Below are 17,761 nucleotides of genomic sequence, written 5' to 3' on the forward strand. Positions count from 1 at the left end.
CAGAATTCCTAAAACGACGCAAGATGTGCGATTTTACAGGCAAATTTTCTTATACATAGACAAAACGCGCGACATCGGAATGTCGCGCGTTTTTCATTTCAGTCAAACGTTTATACGTTAAGCGGCTTTCTTCGCTTCATTTTTATACGGATTGAAGCGCTGGTAGAAGCTTTCGCCATTCTCTGCCATATCAACAAGCAGCTTCGGTGCCTTGAACTTCTGACCGTATTTGCGCTGCAACTCTTTGGCAAGCTTGACGAATTTCTTCGCACCCATGCCATCAATATAAGACAACGTACCGCCGGTATAAGGTGCGAAACCAAAGGCCAGAATGGAGCCCACGTCGGCTTCACGCGGATCGGTGACAATGCCTTCTTCCATCACGCGTGCAGCTTCCAAAGCAATCGTCACGAGAAAACGCTCTTTAAGTTCGCTCACGTCAATCTTGTCAGGGTTCTGCTGCGGATAAAGATCTTTGAGACCGGTCCAGAGATGCTTCTTGGCAGGCTTGGCTGGATACTCATAGAAGCCCTTACCGTTCTTGCGGCCCTTACGATCAAACTCATTAACGAGCTTGTCCACCAGTTCCACATGGCGCGGATCAACGGCCTTTTCGCCAAGATCGGCAAGCGTTGCCTTGAGGATTTTCTGCGAAAGGTCGATCGCTGTTTCATCATTGAGCGCAAGCGGGCCAACCGGCATGCCGGCCATGCGGGCGGCATTTTCGATCATCGCAGCAGGAACACCTTCAACGAGCATGTTGTAGGCTTCTGACATATAACGCAGTACGCAACGATTGACGTAGAAGCCGCGGGTGTCGTTGACGACAATTGGCGTCTTCTTGATCGCACGAACGTAATCAAGGGCTACGGCAAGCGCCTTGTCGGATGTCTTCTTGCCGAGGATCACTTCAACCAACAGCATCTTATCGACGGGCGAGAAGAAGTGAATGCCGATGAAGTTCTTCGGACGCTTGGAGACTTTGGCAAGACCGCTGATCGGCAGAGTTGAAGTGTTGGAAGCGAAAATCGCGGAAGTTTTCAGCACTTCCTCAGCCTTTTCGGTCGCGACACGTTTGACTTCGCGATCCTCAAACACCGCTTCGATCACGAGGTCAGCCCCTTCAAGCAAACCATAATCAGGCGTTGCGGTGATGAGCGATAGAAGCTTTTCCTTGTCGGCCTCTGTCGCACGACCCTTCTGCATTTCCTTGGTGATCAGGTCAGCAGCATGGGCTTTTCCCTTGTCAGCAGACTCCTGATCGCGGTCGATCAATACCACCGGAATGCCAGCCTTAGCAGTCACATAAGCAATACCTGCGCCCATGAAACCAGCGCCAATAACGCCGATCTTCTTGAACTTGTTTGGCTTTTCATCAACCGGGCGGCGTGCGCCCTTGTTCAACTCCTGCAACGACACGAAGAGCGAACGGATCATCATGCCCGCTTCAGTCGTCTGGAGGATTTCGGTGAAGTAGCGCTGTTCAATCCTGAGACCAGTATCAAACGGCACTAGAAGGCCTTCATAGACCGACTTCAGAATAGCCAGTGCCGCTGGATAATTGCCGGAAGTTTCACGACGCAAAATAGCAGTTGCCGCAGGCCAAAGATTTGCACCGGCAGCCGAATAGATCGCTCCGCCCGGCAGCTTGAAGCCTTTTTCATCCCATGGCTGAACTGGCTTGAGGCCACTCTTGATGAGCTTCTTAGCGGTTTCAACGAGCTTCTTGGCAGGTGCAACTTCAGTAACAAGACCCATCGCCTTGGCGCGCTGCGCCGTTAGGCTTGAGCCTGTGGTCATCATTTGCAACGCGTCCTGCTGGTTGGCAAGGCGTGGAACGCGCTGTGTGCCGCCAGCGCCCGGAAAGAGGCCGACTTTCACTTCTGGCAGGCCCATCTTCACGCCCGGCGCATCAGATGCAACGCGGGCATGGCAAGCAAGTGACATTTCAAATGCCCCGCCCATGCAGGTGCCATTGATGGCCGAGACCCATGGCTTGCCCGAAGTTTCGAGCTTGCGGAACAGTCCGCCCATCCGGCCGACATTATCAAACAGAGACTGGACAGCAGCTTGCTTGTCCTTTGCCTTTTGCTTCTGGAATTCCTTGAACATGCCTTCAAGCATGGTCAGGTCAGCACCACCGGAGAACGTGTCTTTGCCAGACGTGATGACTACGCCCTTGACCTTTTCGTCAGCAGTCGTCGCGTCGATGATGGTGTTTAATTCCTGCATCGCTTCGACGGTGAAAACATTCATCGACTTTTCAGGCATGTCCCAAGTGACGAGAGCGATGCCATCGGTGTCAGTTTCAACTTTGAAATTTACATAAGTCATTTTCTGAAACTCCCCTTACACGCGCTCAATGATCGTGGCCGTACCCATGCCAGCGCCGATACACAACGTGACCAGTGCGGTGTTGAGATCGCGGCGTTCCAACTCATCCAGCACCGTGCCGAGGATCATCGCGCCCGTTGCACCCAGCGGATGGCCAAGCGCTATCGCGCCGCCATTAACGTTGATCTTGTCATGCGGAATGTCAAAAGCCTGCATGTAACGCAGAACCACGGCAGCGAAGGCTTCGTTCAACTCGAACAGATCAATATCCGAGATTTTCATCTTTGCTTGTTTGAGAAGCTTTTCCGTCACATCGACCGGGCCAGTCAGCATAAGCGCTGGTTCAGAACCGATATTGGCAAAAGCACGGATACGCGCACGCGGTTTAATATCAAAGGCTTTGCCAGCCTTCTTCGAGCCAACGAGAACGCCTGCTGCACCATCAACGATACCAGACGAATTACCGGCATGGTGAACGTGATTGATGGTTTCGACTTCTGGATGCGCCTGAATGCCGACAGCATTGAAGCCGCCCATTTCGCCGGGCATCACAAAGGACGGGTTGAGCTGGCCGAGCGCCTGCATATCGGTGCCGGGACGCATATGCTCGTCATGATCAAGAATGGTAAGGCCATTCTGATCCTTGATCGGAATGACGGAATTCTTGAAATAGCCCTTTTCCCACGATTTTGCAGCGCGTTTCTGGCTTTCGACTGCATAGGCATCGACATCATCACGCGAAAAGCCGTATTTCGTAGCGATCAGATCAGCCGACACGCCCTGCGGCATGAAACGACCGGGAAAGCCCACTGATGGGTCCATATACCAGGCGCCGCCCGACATACCCATGCCAACGCGCGACATACTTTCAACGCCACCGGCAATCACCAGATCATCCGCGCCAAAGGCAATCTTAGCCGCAGCCAGATTGATCGCATCAAGACCCGACGCACAGAAACGCGAAATCTGGATACCCGGCGCTTTAAAATCATACCCCGCTTCAAAAGCCGAAGAACGCGGAATGACAGCACCCGCTTCGCCGACCGGATCGACACAGCCGAAAATAATGTCATCGACCTTTGCCGTGTCGATGCCGTTGCGGTCGCGCAAGGATTCGAGAACCTTCGCGCCCAGACGAACGGCAGGCACTTCATGCAGGCTACCGTCTTTCTTGCCACGTCCACGCGGTGTGCGAACGTGATCGTAAATATAAGCCTCAGCCATTTTTTCTCCTTCCCGCCAATTCCAAGCAGCATTGGCGCAATATCAAAATTTAGAATGCGTCTGCGTTAAGCGCCATCATGCTATCCGCACCGGACTGGATGCGTGCAAGATGTGCAACGGTTTCCGGCATGATGCGCTCGAAATAGTAGCGTGCGGTTACAAGCTTTGCTTCAAGATAGGCCTTGTTGCCTTCTCCTGCGGCAAGCTTTTCTTCGGCAACTTTCGCCATGCGCGCCCACATGTAACCGAGCGCCACCAGACCAAAGAGATGCATGTAATCGTTCGATGCTGCACCGGCATTGTCAGGCTTTGCCATCGCGTTCTGCATCAGCCACATGGTTGCGGCCTGAAGGTCGTTGACGCCCTTCTTCAGATGCTTCGTGAAAAAGCTAAGCTTTTCATTTTCGCGGTTGGTTTCGCAGAATTCGCCCACTTCCTTGAAGAAAGCAGTGATCGCACGACCACCATTCAGCGCCAGTTTGCGGCCAACCAGATCAAGCGCCTGAATGCCGTTGGCACCTTCATAGATCATGGCAATACGTGCATCGCGCACATACTGGCTCATGCCGTGTTCTTCAATATAACCATGACCGCCGAACACCTGCTGCGCCATGACAGCATGTTCAAAACCCTTGTCGGTCAGAACACCTTTCAACACCGGCGTAAGCAGACCAACTAGATCATCTGCAGCCTGACGCTCTGCTTCATCGCCGGAACGATGCGCAATATCGGAGTTCAACGCCGTCCAAAGGATAAGCGCACGACCGGCTTCATTGTAAGCACGGATATTCATAAGGTTACGGCGGATATCCGGATGCACGATGATCGGATCGGCCTTCTTGTCAGGCGCTGCCGGACCCGAAAGTGCTCGGCCCTGAATACGCTCACGCGCATAAATTGCGGCGTTCTGATAAGCAGTTTCCGCTATCGAAAGCCCCTGCAAAGCCACACCGAGACGCGCTTCATTCATCATTGTGAACATGGCGCGCAGGCCCTTGTGTGCCTCGCCAATCAGATAACCGGTTGCGTCATCGTAATTCATAACGCAGGTGGAATTGCCGTGAATGCCCATCTTTTCTTCGATGGAACCACAAGATACGCCATTGCGCTCGCCCGGATTGCCATCAGCATCCAGAATGAATTTTGGCACGATAAACAGCGAAATGCCCTTAACACCTTCCGGCGCACCGTCGATACGGGCCAGCACCAGATGAATAATGTTTTCCGACATGTCGTGTTCGCCAGCAGAGATGAAAATCTTCTGGCCGGAAATCTTGTAGGAGCCATCTTCCTGTGGTGCAGCCGTTGAACGCAGCAGCCCCAGATCGGTGCCGCAATGCGGCTCGGTCAGGTTCATGGTGCCGGTCCATGTGCCTTCGACCATCTTAGGCAGATAAGTGTCTTTCTGCTCATCCGTGCCATGGGTGAGGATCGCAGCAATCGCACCCTGCGTGAGGCCGGGGTACATGGTAAGCGCCATATTCGCCGACGACATGTATTCGCCAACAGCGGTATGCAGCAGATATGGAAGTCCCTGCCCGCCATATTGTTCCGGTACAGCAAGACCAAGCCAACCGCCTTCGCGATACTGGTCATAGGCCGCCTTAAAACCCTTCGGCGTCTTAACAGAACCATCGGATGCGCGAACGCAGCCTTCCTGATCGCCAGAATGATTGACCGGAAACAGCGTACCTTCGGCGAGCTTCGCGCCTTCGGACAAGATCGCCTCGACGACATCGGGCGATACATCGGCAAAACCCGGCAAATTGTTATAACGCTGATAATTCAGAACGTCATTGAGAACGAAATTTGTATCCTCAACTGGCGCGCGATAGCTCGGCATCGAAATCCTCCAAATCAATTACCTGCTGTTTCGCCTAGACGAAACATACATTAGCTTGCGTCGACGACATGATTGCCACATCAAAAACTCAAATGCGTGACAGCACGTCTTTACCTAAAATTGGGCTGAAAACGCATAAATCCAGCCGTTTAATCCACTTTTGACACCATTCCCGATCAAGATTTGATGAGAAAGGCGAAGTTTCAGATAGAAACTAGCCTACTATTACGTTTCCGTAAACGTCAAAATTTACACTTAATAGTACCCACTGGTTTAAGCAGCAAAAAAACAGACAAAAGCACACCCACGATCATAAACAGGCGAAGGAAGACCGAAGCTTATTGGCAATTAAGCGGGCGATGACACTGCCAGGCCACCATTCCCATGAGCATTGCACGGCATCACAGCCTGAATTTCCAATGACACTCCAGCAAGCAGCTGCCCCCCCCTAATTCCTATTACGCCATTTGCGTAATATTTTGACCTCACTTTTGCGACGCCAACGGCGGACGCGATGAGAATCATTGGAAAGAACTACCAATCCGAGCGGAAGCATCCAGAAACCGAGGATTGGTAAGAAGCCCAGCGCACCACCTAAAACCAATGCACCGCCTAAAGTTCGGCGCATTGCAACCGATTTGGGCACAGGGATTCGCTTTCCAAGAATCAAAATGGTGCGTTTGACAGGTATTTCATAGGCTTCACTCATAGAACATTCGTACTTTCTGATCCTAACGTGGGTATTCCACAGACATAAATACCCCGGGAAATATGGGGTTTCGTAGGCGAAAAGCAAAAAATTAGAAAAAATGAAAAATAGGGCTTTGCAAATCAGAAATCCTCCTGCTATACGCCACATCGCTGACACAGCGAGCGCCTCTTCCCCGGTAGCTCAGTGGTAGAGCAACCGGCTGTTAACCGGTTGGTCGCTGGTTCGAATCCGGCCCGGGGAGCCATTACTTTCAATGGCTTAGCTTAGAAAGCAAATCTTCAAAAAATCTACGATCTACGGAATATCTACGGATTAGTCTCTAGCTACTTCCATTTTTCCATGGGATCGAATTGCTCTTCGATTGCATTTTTAACGACTCCCTTCACATTGCATCGTATTAATTATTTTTGGAGGGAAAATGGCCGAAAGCTATAAACCATGGGAAAATATAAGTTCCGATAATGCGGATGATTTCATTCAGAAGTTTGATGATTTCGGTGGCCCTGAGCTTGCAATTTCAATTGGACGGGTAATTATTTCGTGGAGCCAATTAGAGGGCGCTCTTCAATCTTTTCTGATGGAGTTGCTGAGCATAAGAATAGACCACTTCCTAGCAACTGTTGGGCAGTTAGATATTTATCAAAAGATCGATGCTATAGCTTCAATAACCTTGCTGGATTCGCCGGACCCACGGTGGACTAAACATCTGACGGAACTCAAAAAGTACATTCATGGGAACTTGAGAGAAGAGCGCAATAGACTAGCCCATGACTATTGGATCAATGAACCTGATAATAAACAAGCTATACGTTTCAAACCGACTATTGATAAAAAAACTAATAAACCGAACTATATAACTTCGAGAGATGTATCAAACGACGAACTAAGAGTCCTTGCTGCGAGGATCATGTCCTGCTTTGCGATGGTGCACCGACTTCGAGATCTTTATTTTCCCGGCAGGCCAAAACCATGGCAGCAAAAATAACAAGAATGCCGATCAACGCTCTTGATGTAATTTTTTAATTTAGTTCACTTAGCACCCACACAACGCGGCTCATGCCGTCGCGACGGGTCTCTGTGATCTGGAACTTGCGCAAATCATCGAGCTGGATCTGGTCGCCCTGCCGCGCCTCATGTGCGAATGCATAACTGTTTGTGTCGACTGAAAACTCAGTTGTGTGCCCATTAACGAGGCTTTGAAGCGAGTTGCCAGCACGGTCACGGCGGCCGATTTCAGCCGGAACATCTGCCGCGTTTTGCTCCAGAATGCCTTTGCCAATCCAATTAGAACGGTCAGTGTCATATTTATAGCGGCCGTTTGGTGTTGAAGTCTTCGCCCAAAGCACGAACCTGATTGAAAATGTGCGGTCGATTGTCCGGCTCAACGTGCGTTCCATGCGGTCAAATATAGCCATTTTGATCTCCTGAATAAGAAGGTGCCCCACGAAGCCATTCGTGGAGCACCCGGACTCACCCTCTGGTTCCGTAAGGGCAGCCTTCGGGTGCGTCTTGGAGCCGGTGCACCAACCCGGTATTGAGGGAAAGCGCTCCCCCAATTTCGTCCGGCTATTGGCCGGGATTCTTGTACCAGCCGCGGTGATCGGTCCAGCCTGCGCCGAAGTCCACGCGAACCTTCACTTCCACACCATCGACATCGAAGCCTAGGCGAGTATCAAACTGTGGTCCTGCTGCGCCTTCCAAGTACGCATACTCAAGCGATGGCACGAGGCCGGGGCTTGCAACCAGATACCACGCTCCAGCGGTCAAACGGCGATCCACAACCAGCTGAAGCTTGCCAGCAAAAGGATTTACGTTTTCGCTATTGGCTGGCTGGATGGCTGCCAAAATCTTTTCCGCTGCTGTCAGCTGCTCAGGAGCGACAACCAGAAACACCGGGGTGACATCGATCAGCTCACCGGCGAGGCCAACTTGTCGCGCCATCGCCAAGCGCGCTGCACTCAAGCTTGCTTCGCTCAAGGCTGCACCGGCACCGAGGTTCTTGTGATCAGCATGGAAAACAGGTTTGCCGTCGCTCATCAGCGGGTTGCCATTAACCAGCTTCGCCAGAACGTCTGCTTCCAAGCGCGCTGCGCTCAAGCCAAGTTCACGCGATACGTCAGCAAATGCGCCCAAATCGTCGTTCACAAGCATCTGACGCGTCATGGCAAAGACTTTGCCGAAAGTGGCGATCTTGTAGCCTTCAGCGCCTTCAGCAAAGGTGCCGCGCTTGAACTCGCCACTTTCGTTAACCGCCTCCAGATCCGAGAACCCGCTCAGACGTGCAGTAGTTTTCAGTCTGAAGTCGCGTGCTGATGTCTGGCGAGCGATTGCTTTGATGCCGGATGGCACGGCCGCATAGCTTGCTGCCAGCACTGTCTGGCCAGTCTGGCTGATGACGTGGCCAAAATCACTGGTCGAGTGCAGCGCGCGCGTGATTACTTCGCCCGTTGAAAGGCCGCGTGTTGCCACGCCAGTGGCATCCAGCGAGCGGCGAGCAAGTTCACCAAGGCTCAGGCCAATAAACTCGCGGGAATCGTTCTGCGGCTTGTGTGCTGGATCGATACGAACCATCAAAGCATCAGCCATCGCGCTACGGATATTTGTGTTGCGGCCCGTTGGCGTTTCCACATGCGCAAAAGTCGGCGTTTCGTTCTGGCGCGCAACCAGAACTTCAAAGACGTGATTGCGGAAGGAGTCGACCGTGTCACCGCGCTCAATCGCCTGATCGATGACGGAATCTTCCAAGCGAGCACTGCGGCCGGCTGCACGAATGTCTGAAATGCGCCGGCGTTCGTTGACGATGTTGTTTGGAGCGTGCTGGCGCTGCTCAGTGGTGGTGGTTTCGTTTGGCATAAAGGTTTCCTCTTCGGAACGGGTGCTGGCACTGGCGTCGGCCGGAATTGGCACGATCGATACTTCCAAGGGCATCCAGCGAGTTGCGGTAACTGTCGGCAGGGCATCGCCTGCGCCTTCGGTTCGTGTAGTTTCCAAGATGCGATAGCCGACGCTAACCGGGGTCTTGTGCCCGTCGAGAATGTCCTGAAAGAACTGATCAGACTTTTCACGGCGGCTGAATTTCACGCGGCATAAAGCCTTGTCGCCTTCGATGCGGAAAGATCCGGGCACAACGCTGCCAAGTCGTGAATCCATCGAGTATTGATCGTGCGTGTCCAGAAGGCTCATGCCTTCATTCATACGGCTGACATCGATGGAATCTTTCGAGATGGCCAACACTTCCGAATAATAGCCATCCTCATAGGAATAGCGCTTAACCGCTGCGCTGCTCGCAAAAACGATTTCAACCGTTCGATCATCCGCATTTGCAGATCCGCTTACAGGAGCGGCACGAGTGAATGTTTCCGGCTTGCTCATGCTGCGGCTCCTTTACGAGGCCGCGTGCCAGTCGGTTCGATACGGCTCAGAGCTATGCGTGCGTCTTCAACGATGCGGTGCAGCGGCAGAACCAAAACCATGCCAAGGCCGTCGACAATCGCAACGAGCTGAGCTGGATTCAAAGCGGTCAGGCGATAACTGCGCTGGCCCTCACGCTCAACAAAAATGACCCAGCACTGATTGCTTGCGTCATGAAGAACATATTGAAGATCTTGAGATACTTCAGTCATAAGCTCTAAACATACGGAAAGCGTGAAGCCGCACTTCTGAAGCTCACCGACAATAAGCGTTTTCAGAACGTCAGTTTCATTCGTTGTGGTTGCTTCACTGTTGAGCGAACGCATTACACGGGAAACCGTCATGCTGGTTACTTTTAATGATCTGCCGATGTCCGCCTGAGTTATCTTTTCGTTCATCTTAGACCTCTTGAATTATCGCATAACGCTGACACACGCTCTTGTGTTAATTTAATAACAGATATGAATGAGTCAGTGCAAACCAATCAAGAAAACTGATCAATTAGGATCAATCGGGCCATAAGGAAACAGATAAATGACTACGCGGATCGCAAATCTCAGACTTCAGCTTCAGGATGCCGTTTCCGGTCCTGCAAAGAAAACATCGGCAGCAATGGGCCAGCTGGAAAAAGACATTACCAAGCTAGGAAAGACCGGTGTTGCTGGAGCAAAGAACCTTGGCAACCAGTTCGAACACCTGAAGCGTAAAGCCGATGCGGTGGGCAATTTCAGTCAGCTCCGTCGTGGATTGGTGCAGACTTACGGCGAGTTTCGGAACGCTCGATCTCGCGTGCACGAACTGGAAAAGGCACTCGGCTCTGTCACAAAGCCTACGGCTCGAATGAACGCTGAATTGCGCGCTGCACGAACCGCACTCAAAGCAACGGACAGTGCTTTTCGGCAGTCACGGACTGCTGCAAATTCCGCTGCTCAAGGTCTGAAAATCTTCGGCCTAAACACGAGAACGGCTGCCAGTGCGCAAGGCGAGCTGCGCCGGGCTATGTCACAGAATGTCCGCCTAATGCGCGAGATGGAGCGTGAAAGCCGCAAGCCAAAGCCCCACCCGGGAGGCCGCAATGCCTCCGCAGTAGCTAATGCGGCTTCCGCTGTAGGCGGTGCAGGCTTGGCTTATGGTGGTCAGCGGCTTGGAAGGAAGTCTCTGGAGGCTGGCCTCGATTTCGATAAAGCGTACCACTTCCGCGATGCTCTTGGAGGCTTCAGCAAAGAAGAATCCACGCGGTTGAACACTCAGGCCGAAAAGATCGGCCGCGACACGGAATTCACAAACTCTGATGTCGTGGGTGCGCAAAAAACAATTCTTCAGAGTGGTATCCGCGACTCCAATCAGATTGTCTTTTTGACCGATGCCGTGACGAACTATGCTCGAGCAGTCGGCGTCACGCTGGAGCAAGGTGCTGAAAGCGTCACCGGCATGGCACTCGTTAAAGGCATCGATCTCCGTGATGAAAGTGCTGTAAAAAAGCTTGTCGATCGGCAAGTTTGGATGTCGAAAAACAGCGGTATGTCGGATGAAGATCTGCGCCAATTCAGCAAATATGGCGGCACTCCGGGCAAGATTGCAGGCCTTTCTGATGATACTCTGTCGGCAATCGCGATGACACTTCGACGTGCTAACATCCGAGGCGATGAAGGCGGCGTTGCAGCAAGAGCATTATCATCAAAACTGGTTGCTCCAACCCGCAAGGGTCGACTCGCACTGCAAACGATGGATCTGGATTATAACGATTACGTCTCAAGTCCAGATGCATTTTCGTTGTCGGGTTTTGAAGCCGGGTTGAAGGAAAACTTCGGCGTCCGATTGACGGAAGATTTGCGTGCTCAGCTTCTGGAAAAATGGGACGCTGAGTTTGCCGATCCAGAAAGTGGGGAATTGATACCCGTCGCTTCTGACACTGGTGAGTTTGTCACCCAGACCATGGAGGCTCTTTCCGCGATTTTCGATGGTATGAGCGCTAACGACTTGAAAAAAGTGTCAGCTCAGATCCGTGATTTTCATCGCATGAGCGCCGAGTCAGTTGATGCCGAAAGGCTGCTCGATGACATCCTGAAAAAGAACCCATCGCTGTTGCAATCAAACGGCTTGTTTACTGACAAACAGGGCGGCAGAATCGCAATTCTGGCTCAGAATAAGCAGAATTACGAGGAAAACAAAAAGAAGATGGCCGCAACGCCGGACGGCATTGCGAAGAAGATCGGTGACGAAGCCACGATGGGGCTTAGTGGCGACTGGCTGCGGATGACAGGTTCGATCGAAACCGTTTTGACCCGCGTTTCTCAGGATCTCGAAGTTGTCACACGTCCTCTGATCCGCGGAATCGATGCGACGGCTGAAGCATTTTTGGATCTGCCGCCAAGCGTTCGCCGTGTCATTGAGGCAATGGGGATTTTGGCTGTAGGTCTGGCTGGTTTCGCCGCATTGCGAACCGGCAAGGCTTTGCTGGGCCGTACTCTTGGAACCGGTAACGGTAGTCTCAAGGCAGCCAGGACATCTGCCCGGGGATCTGTTGCAGGCGGTAGCGGTCGTAAGGCTGGCATTGGCGTTGCAGGTGGCGGGTCTTTCCTCTTGGGCGGCCTTGGCGCGATTAACGCAATTGCCAACACCCCGACAGATCCGGAAGAGCTTCAGGAGTTTATGAAGGCAAATTCCGAACGCTCCGAAGGCTGGAACGCATGGCTCGAGAAAAACATTGGCACGCCTCAGTCATGGCTTGGCATGAAAAAGTCGGCCGTTGAAGCAATCAATAAAAAAGCCGTTGATGCTAGTGAAGTGGATCTTGCGCTTTCAACAAACCGTTGGCCTCTTCAGGCTCAGGAAGCCATGCGCGGTTTTGTCCAAGCGGTTGCACAAGGCGGAACGAAGGGTGAGCAAAAAGCCGCTGCTGCCGCCGCTCAGATTGAGTCCATTTTGACAATCGATGGCAAGCTGACGGTTGATTCATCTGCGTTGGATATCGCAATTGCGAAGGCCCGAAACCTTGCCAGTGCCATTGCAACCGCTCGTGGCGGATCTGTTGCCGCGCCTTCAGTCGGCTCGCTCGATCCTAAGCTTGACGGCAAGAGGGCAAGCGGTGGTCCGGTAAAAGCTGGTGGCGTTTATCAGATCAACGAAAAAGGCCAAGAATTATTTGCGCCCGGTGCCGATGGCACGATCATCCCTCATCACAAGGTCGGTCAGGCTCTTGGTGGCGGCGGATCTGCTAACCCGGTCCAAGTCGCACCCGCATCCGCTCCAATCAGCGTGCGCATTGAGCAGAATTTCCATATTGCTGGTGGTAACACCGATTCAGATCTGCTTGCTAAAATCGCACAGGCTGCGGGATCAGCTGCTGAAAATGCGTTGAGCAAAGCCATGAATCAACTCGATTCAAAGCTGACGAGGTCAGCGCAGACGACTTTCGGGAATTTGTCTTACGGCGATGCATAACTGAAAAGGGCGCCAATCTGGCGCCCTTCATTTCATTCGTCGGCTGCGGCTTCGACTTTCTTTTGTCGCCGCTGCCGGGTCTGCTTGGTACCAAATTCGACTTGGCCCACTGGCGGCGATGCGTGCGAGTTGAAAAGATGCAGACGAACCTCGTCAGCGTTAGCCCCACGGCGGATCATATCGATCGCGGCATTCATCCAAGCACAGAAACTGGAATCAGCCGCATTCGCGATGCTTGTGACAAGGCTCATGTCTTTGATGCCTTTCGGCCAAAGATGGCTAATCAGTTCGCGCTCCATAGCGTTGATTGCACGTTGACCTGACTTTTCCAAAGCTTCCACAGCATGATTGAAGGCTGCGGCTGGTATAACGTCGCCTTTTTCAGCCGCTTTTTTCTCGAGAAACAATTCGTGCTCAAGAACTTCTTTAGCCTCTCGGCGCGCTTTGGCAGGTGCGTTGTGCTCGGCTTCTAAAGCAGCAACGTGCGCCTTGACGGATGCTATCAGCTGATAACGGCCGTGCTTTGTGGATCTGACAACGCTGCCAGCAACAGCCAGTTGCCGGATTCGTCGGTCGCTGACGTTGAATATGTCACCAAGTTGTGCGGCACTGACTTCAAGTTGATTGATTTCGTTCATGTTATTCTCCTGAATACGGCAGTCCGGTAATGGCAACCGGTCTTGTTTTTGTGGCGAACATGCAAGCTATTGCGGTGCTTCCTACCTGCGGTGGGGTGGGGGTGGCCCAAATAGAACCTAGAGGCCGGGGGGTGCATCACCCCTTGAGGGATGATCGTGCATGTCAGTCCCTACGCGCTCATGCACTGGCATCGTCTCAAGCATGAAGTCGATGACAGGAAGGCTGCGCTGCTTGCCTATGCGCTCTGCTAAGATCAGTGTTTCTTCATAGCTTGTGAGCAGTGCTTCCAGCTTACCGCAAGCATAGACCACGAACACGCGGCTGAAGGACGGGATCGGGCACTCGACTAGCTGCCCGTGAGATACCCATGACAATGCGTGCAGATCTACTGATCCAAGGGTGACGGCGTGCAGATCGATCATTGCAATGTCCTCCCGCCTCCGGCGTATTCACCCTCTCCTGTTTCCTCTAGAAGGCTGGCCAGTTCTTTGCAGCGGTGGACGGCCGTTTCTTCATCGGGGTGCAGGCTGATAATCTCGCGGTGCCCGCCGCATTCAAACATGACGACAAATGCCGCTGCCGGGGTCGCCATTTCGATTGCGCAAAGCTGACCATCTGGCAGCTCAACCGACTGATGCCGCACGATGGCACTGCTTACGAGGAACCTACTCATTTGCCTCATCCTTCGTCTGCGGCTTCTGCTCTGGCTTCTGGAGCGGCTTATTGATGGTTTTGTGAGCTGCGGCCCACATTGCTAAAACGCTCACGAGCGACCTCCTGCGGCTGCCAGCGGCAGCACTGCGCATTGATTGTTACGTTCGATGCCTTCCAGCTCATTGAGCCGGGCATAGGCAGCCCTGATGAAGTAATCTTCGCACTGGACGGCTTGCCAGCGTTCGCCGCCATTGTTGCGGATCTCCTCATTCAAACGGCCAGCAGCTGTCGAGATTTCGCGGCGTTGAACCGATTTTCTGCGTTTGCACAATTCCGCTGCGAGAACACGAACGCGGTTTTGCAAATCATTGGGAAAGCAAAAGATCTCAGCCATGTGATATAGCCTCCTCGTAGACACTAAGTCCTGAAACGTCGTGAACGCCTTTAAACGTATCCAGTGCCTCTACGTCTGACGTTAGAGCACTATGATCTGAAGAATCCCCGCGAAGCGGTTTAGGTTTAGCCTTATGATTAAGGTGGAACGAACTGTTCCTATTGTTGGTAGAACGATCTGTGCGGGTATCGACGTTTTGCCACTCACTTGGCGGCACGCGTTTGTAAGCCACGGAACGCAGATTGCGGCCGCTTCCGCCTTCCGCTTTTGCCCCTAAAACCGATGCCGCAACATCGACTGGCAGATTGCGTGCAAGGACGCGCTCAATGGCACCAAGTTCTGTGAGCTGTGTCAGACCGTATGTGACTGCACGAATGCCACTCCAGCCTGCACGGCTGGCAATCGTTTGCTGCGATGGCCACGCATAAGGCGATCGATCGTTGAAGCAGCAGAACAATGCCACTCCAACCAGCATACCTTTCTGTGAGATGCGGCCCCGTCCGCAAGCAATGGTGACGGCCTCCAGCCATACAAAGCGGCCAGCATCGGCTTTAGGACGTGTCTCGCGGGAGATCTCGAGCAGTTGTTCAGCGGTAATGTTGTGCTTCGCACAGAACCGGTCCGCGTGGTAAAGCTCGAAAAACCTCTCATCGAATCCAGCATCGTTACGAAGCGACCTGTACGCAGCCAGTGCAGTTTGGTATGCTGAACTCGTTTCTGTTGAACTATCGCCTCGTGACCGGTTGCCGCCGGTTACGGGGGTTTTCATTTTGTCGCTCATTGAACTGCCTCCGTGCTGAAGCCGGATAAACTGGCTGGATCGATCAGCACTTCTGCTTCGTCACGGACTGTGAATGCAGTTCTCACGCACCAGCTTGGAACAATCGATGTGGCAACCACTGCATCTGGAAATTTGATTCCGCGGTGTCCGCGTGCGAAAGCCTTGGCAGTGGAAAGGTCCGTGGTCCAAGAAAGGCCGCGCACCCTGCTGCGAGAGCAGCCGCGATAGATCGTGACGTCTTTCGGCAAGGCTTCGATGAATGATTTGTCAGCGCCTTGAAGAAACGGCCTTGCATCACCGGCAAGACGCATCGCAGCCACAATATCATCCTGCAGAAGCCAAGTATCGTCACAGTCTGGCCAGACTTGCTGAAAAGCTGGCCAGAAAATTTGCGGTGGGCTATCCTTCAGAAGATCAAGCAAAGCTTGCGCACGGTTTTTCGAATTGAAGCCGATGGAATATAGTTTGTTGATGTCAAAGGTCATTGCGCGACCTCCCGAGCACGCTCAGCGTCGGCGACAACGTTTTCGATCCACGACCGTCGCCAGCGCGAAAGCTGCCCAAGCTTCATGGGCTTTGGGATAGCACCGCGTCGAATGCGGGCATAAAGGCCGGGTCTGCTTAAACCTCCTAGCAAACGGCGGACTGCCGACTCGTCAATTAATGGATCGGTCTCAAGCTGCGAAGTCTGATTTACTTGGTCTTGTATCAGGTTATTCATTTGCAGATCTCCTTTGATGAATGCCTTCATCCGAGATGATCCGCGATGATCTTGTGTCAGCGCAAGCGGAAACACACCAGTGTGAGTCGTAGAATAGAAATCAACTAAGTGGCTGATATTTAATTATATTAAAATTGGGGATAACTTTATTTGGGTTGTCTCAAGGGCACAACTATTGCACCTCGACCACGAGTAATTGCCTCAAGACGCTCAGCCCATATTTTCAATGCATCCATCTTTTCACGATCGTAAGAATATCGAGCATATGTACTGCTCGTTATTCCAGCTCGTGTTGTAGTCAGATGATTTAAAACGTGACCAATAACATGCGGCGAAACACCTAGAGATTCCATTGCGGTTGCGGCCGTGCGTCGGAGGTCATGAGGGGTCCACGTCGGTACTCCCAGTACTAGCCCATTCTTTTCAAGTCGCTTTAATGCTTTTGGTATCGATCCGGGTGTGACAGCCCCGTTAAAGCCCGGCGAAGGAAAAAGATGCTCCGGTATATTCCGGGCTTTCTTTCTTGCCAAATCCTCAACGTCTTGAAACTGTGCGAGTATGATTGCTATTGCAAAATCGGATAATGGGACAGTGTGGGGCTGGCCGTTTTTCGATCTTTCGGCTGGGATTTTCCACAGTGTTACGTCAGCGGATAGTTCGCTCTTAGTTATTCCTGCGATCTCTCCCACCCGTTGACCGGTTATGAGGCACAAGCGAAGAATGCGCCGCGTGCTTTCCCGCATATCGGCATCTTCTAAGGCTTTCCACATAATGGAGATCTCCGCTTCGGTTAGCCAACGATCTCGTGGAGAAGTTTCGCTTGGCTTTCTCATCCCTTCCATGAGGTTTTGATCGACATCGCCCCGGCCTCTCGCCCATCGAATAAGCGCACGTGCATCTTCAAAGACACGGTTTGCTTCGGTCGTTGCTCCACGATCAACCACAGCATCTAGACATTTGGTGAAATCGCGGCGGTGTAGCTCTGCCAGTCTTACATCACCGATAGCTCCGGTTGATGCTCCAGCCAAAGGCTTGCCATCAGAATCCTTACCGGTGACGTTTTTACGAAGTCTGCGAGCGATTTCATCAACCGAACGGCGAGATGCCACCGCTTTTTTCAGATAAGACTCCACTAAATCAAAAACCGTCAGAGAAGCTTCCTGAGCGCGTTTCTCAGCTTGAGGATCTTTGCCTGCTTGAATTTGCCCTCGAAGCTGCCTTGCCTGCTCTCTGGCGACTGCTAACGACAATGGGACGGGGTACTCTCCAAGGCGGTGCCATATCCGCTTGTCGTCTTGGCCAGAATAAACAAGGTAAAATGTTCGGGATCCGCTTGCGCTCAGCCTTACCGTCAGACCCCTTGCCAGTGTATCGAACAGATCGAGTTTTTTAGCACCTTGAGGCACTTTCGCTGCACGTATACCACGATCCGTTAATTCCAACTTTGGCATAATCCCTCGACCAACCGGTTATTGCTATCTACGGAAAGATCTACGGGATGTTTTCAGCTATGTCGATACGGGGATAGACAAGTATAATACCGGATAAACTGCAAGCGATTGAAAAAAATAACAAATTTAATTCATACAAGGTTATAGGTGTTT

General features: G+C 52.3%; 17 protein-coding genes and 1 tRNA gene. 3 read left to right on the forward strand and 15 right to left on the reverse strand.

Features of this window, described 5'->3' with window-relative positions; all coding sequences use genetic code 11:
• Nucleotides 1-117 precede the first annotated feature (117 nt).
• The 4 genes from WH356_RS08035 to WH356_RS08050 form a co-directional block, all read right to left on the reverse strand.
• Nucleotides 118-2,334, reverse strand: coding sequence for an FAD-dependent oxidoreductase (locus WH356_RS08035; RefSeq protein WP_339509671.1), 2,217 nt, complete (start codon nucleotides 2,332-2,334; stop codon nucleotides 118-120).
• Between the two features lie 15 nt (nucleotides 2,335-2,349).
• Nucleotides 2,350-3,558, reverse strand: a complete 1,209-nt coding sequence (locus WH356_RS08040) for an acetyl-CoA C-acetyltransferase (protein WP_339509672.1) — start codon at nucleotides 3,556-3,558, stop codon at nucleotides 2,350-2,352.
• 49 nt (nucleotides 3,559-3,607) lie between these two features.
• Nucleotides 3,608-5,401 (reverse strand): acyl-CoA dehydrogenase C-terminal domain-containing protein, encoded by a 1,794-nt coding sequence (locus tag WH356_RS08045; RefSeq protein ID WP_339509673.1) that lies wholly within the window; start codon nucleotides 5,399-5,401, stop codon nucleotides 3,608-3,610.
• A 448-nt stretch (nucleotides 5,402-5,849) separates the two neighbouring features.
• A complete protein-coding gene (locus WH356_RS08050) occupies nucleotides 5,850-6,110 on the reverse strand; it encodes a hypothetical protein (protein WP_339509674.1) in 261 nt (86 codons plus the stop codon).
• A 172-nt stretch (nucleotides 6,111-6,282) separates the two neighbouring features.
• Between WH356_RS08050 and WH356_RS08055 the strand changes: the two genes are divergently transcribed.
• Both WH356_RS08055 and WH356_RS08060 read left to right on the forward strand, forming a co-directional pair.
• Nucleotides 6,283-6,357, forward strand: a tRNA-Asn gene (locus WH356_RS08055).
• Between the two features lie 174 nt (nucleotides 6,358-6,531).
• Entirely contained in the window at nucleotides 6,532-7,098 is a 567-nt protein-coding gene (locus WH356_RS08060; RefSeq protein WP_339509675.1) for a hypothetical protein, read from the forward strand.
• 34 nt (nucleotides 7,099-7,132) lie between these two features.
• Here the strand turns inward: WH356_RS08060 and WH356_RS08065 are convergent, their stop codons facing one another.
• From WH356_RS08065 to WH356_RS08075, 3 genes are all read right to left on the reverse strand, one after another.
• Nucleotides 7,133-7,528 carry a hypothetical protein gene (locus tag WH356_RS08065; RefSeq protein WP_339509676.1) on the reverse strand — a complete coding sequence of 132 codons (396 nt, stop codon included), beginning with the start codon at nucleotides 7,526-7,528 and terminating at the stop codon, nucleotides 7,133-7,135.
• A gap of 151 nt (nucleotides 7,529-7,679) precedes the next feature.
• Nucleotides 7,680-9,485 (reverse strand): prohead protease/major capsid protein fusion protein, encoded by a 1,806-nt coding sequence (locus tag WH356_RS08070; protein ID WP_339509677.1) that lies wholly within the window; start codon nucleotides 9,483-9,485, stop codon nucleotides 7,680-7,682.
• On the reverse strand, nucleotides 9,482-9,922 hold the full coding sequence (locus tag WH356_RS08075; RefSeq protein ID WP_339509678.1) for a hypothetical protein: 441 nt from the start codon (nucleotides 9,920-9,922) through the stop codon (nucleotides 9,482-9,484). The genes WH356_RS08070 and WH356_RS08075 overlap by 4 nt, the downstream gene beginning before the upstream one ends.
• Before the next feature lie 136 nt (nucleotides 9,923-10,058).
• Between WH356_RS08075 and WH356_RS08080 the strand changes: the two genes are divergently transcribed.
• Nucleotides 10,059-12,968, forward strand: coding sequence for a phage tail tape measure protein (locus tag WH356_RS08080; RefSeq protein ID WP_339509679.1), 2,910 nt, complete (start codon nucleotides 10,059-10,061; stop codon nucleotides 12,966-12,968).
• Between the two features lie 32 nt (nucleotides 12,969-13,000).
• Here WH356_RS08080 and WH356_RS08085 read toward each other — a convergent pair whose 3' ends face one another.
• From WH356_RS08085 to WH356_RS08120, 8 genes are all read right to left on the reverse strand, one after another.
• The gene (locus WH356_RS08085; protein ID WP_339509680.1) at nucleotides 13,001-13,606 is read right to left on the reverse strand and encodes a hypothetical protein; all 606 of its coding nucleotides are present in this window, start codon (nucleotides 13,604-13,606) and stop codon (nucleotides 13,001-13,003) included.
• Between the two features lie 117 nt (nucleotides 13,607-13,723).
• Entirely contained in the window at nucleotides 13,724-14,029 is a 306-nt protein-coding gene (locus tag WH356_RS08090) for a hypothetical protein (RefSeq protein ID WP_339509681.1), read from the reverse strand.
• Nucleotides 14,026-14,280, reverse strand: coding sequence for a hypothetical protein (locus WH356_RS08095; protein ID WP_339509682.1), 255 nt, complete (start codon nucleotides 14,278-14,280; stop codon nucleotides 14,026-14,028). The genes WH356_RS08090 and WH356_RS08095 overlap by 4 nt, the downstream gene beginning before the upstream one ends.
• A gap of 90 nt (nucleotides 14,281-14,370) precedes the next feature.
• Nucleotides 14,371-14,655: a hypothetical protein gene (locus WH356_RS08100; protein WP_339509683.1), complete on the reverse strand. Its 285-nt coding sequence runs from the start codon at nucleotides 14,653-14,655 to the stop codon at nucleotides 14,371-14,373.
• Nucleotides 14,648-15,436, reverse strand: coding sequence for a hypothetical protein (locus WH356_RS08105; protein ID WP_339509684.1), 789 nt, complete (start codon nucleotides 15,434-15,436; stop codon nucleotides 14,648-14,650). The genes WH356_RS08100 and WH356_RS08105 overlap by 8 nt, the downstream gene beginning before the upstream one ends.
• Nucleotides 15,433-15,921: a hypothetical protein gene (locus WH356_RS08110; RefSeq protein ID WP_339509685.1), complete on the reverse strand. Its 489-nt coding sequence runs from the start codon at nucleotides 15,919-15,921 to the stop codon at nucleotides 15,433-15,435. The genes WH356_RS08105 and WH356_RS08110 overlap by 4 nt, the downstream gene beginning before the upstream one ends.
• Complete coding sequence (locus tag WH356_RS08115; RefSeq protein ID WP_339509686.1) at nucleotides 15,918-16,157, reverse strand: helix-turn-helix transcriptional regulator; 240 nt, start codon at nucleotides 16,155-16,157, stop codon at nucleotides 15,918-15,920. The genes WH356_RS08110 and WH356_RS08115 overlap by 4 nt, the downstream gene beginning before the upstream one ends.
• A gap of 146 nt (nucleotides 16,158-16,303) precedes the next feature.
• Nucleotides 16,304-17,608 (reverse strand): tyrosine-type recombinase/integrase, encoded by a 1,305-nt coding sequence (locus WH356_RS08120; protein WP_339509687.1) that lies wholly within the window; start codon nucleotides 17,606-17,608, stop codon nucleotides 16,304-16,306.
• Nucleotides 17,609-17,761: the final 153 nt, after the last annotated feature.

Origin of the sequence: Ochrobactrum sp. MYb379 (assembly GCF_037479515.1) — a bacterium.
Taxonomy (GTDB): Bacteria; Pseudomonadota; Alphaproteobacteria; order Rhizobiales; family Rhizobiaceae; genus Brucella.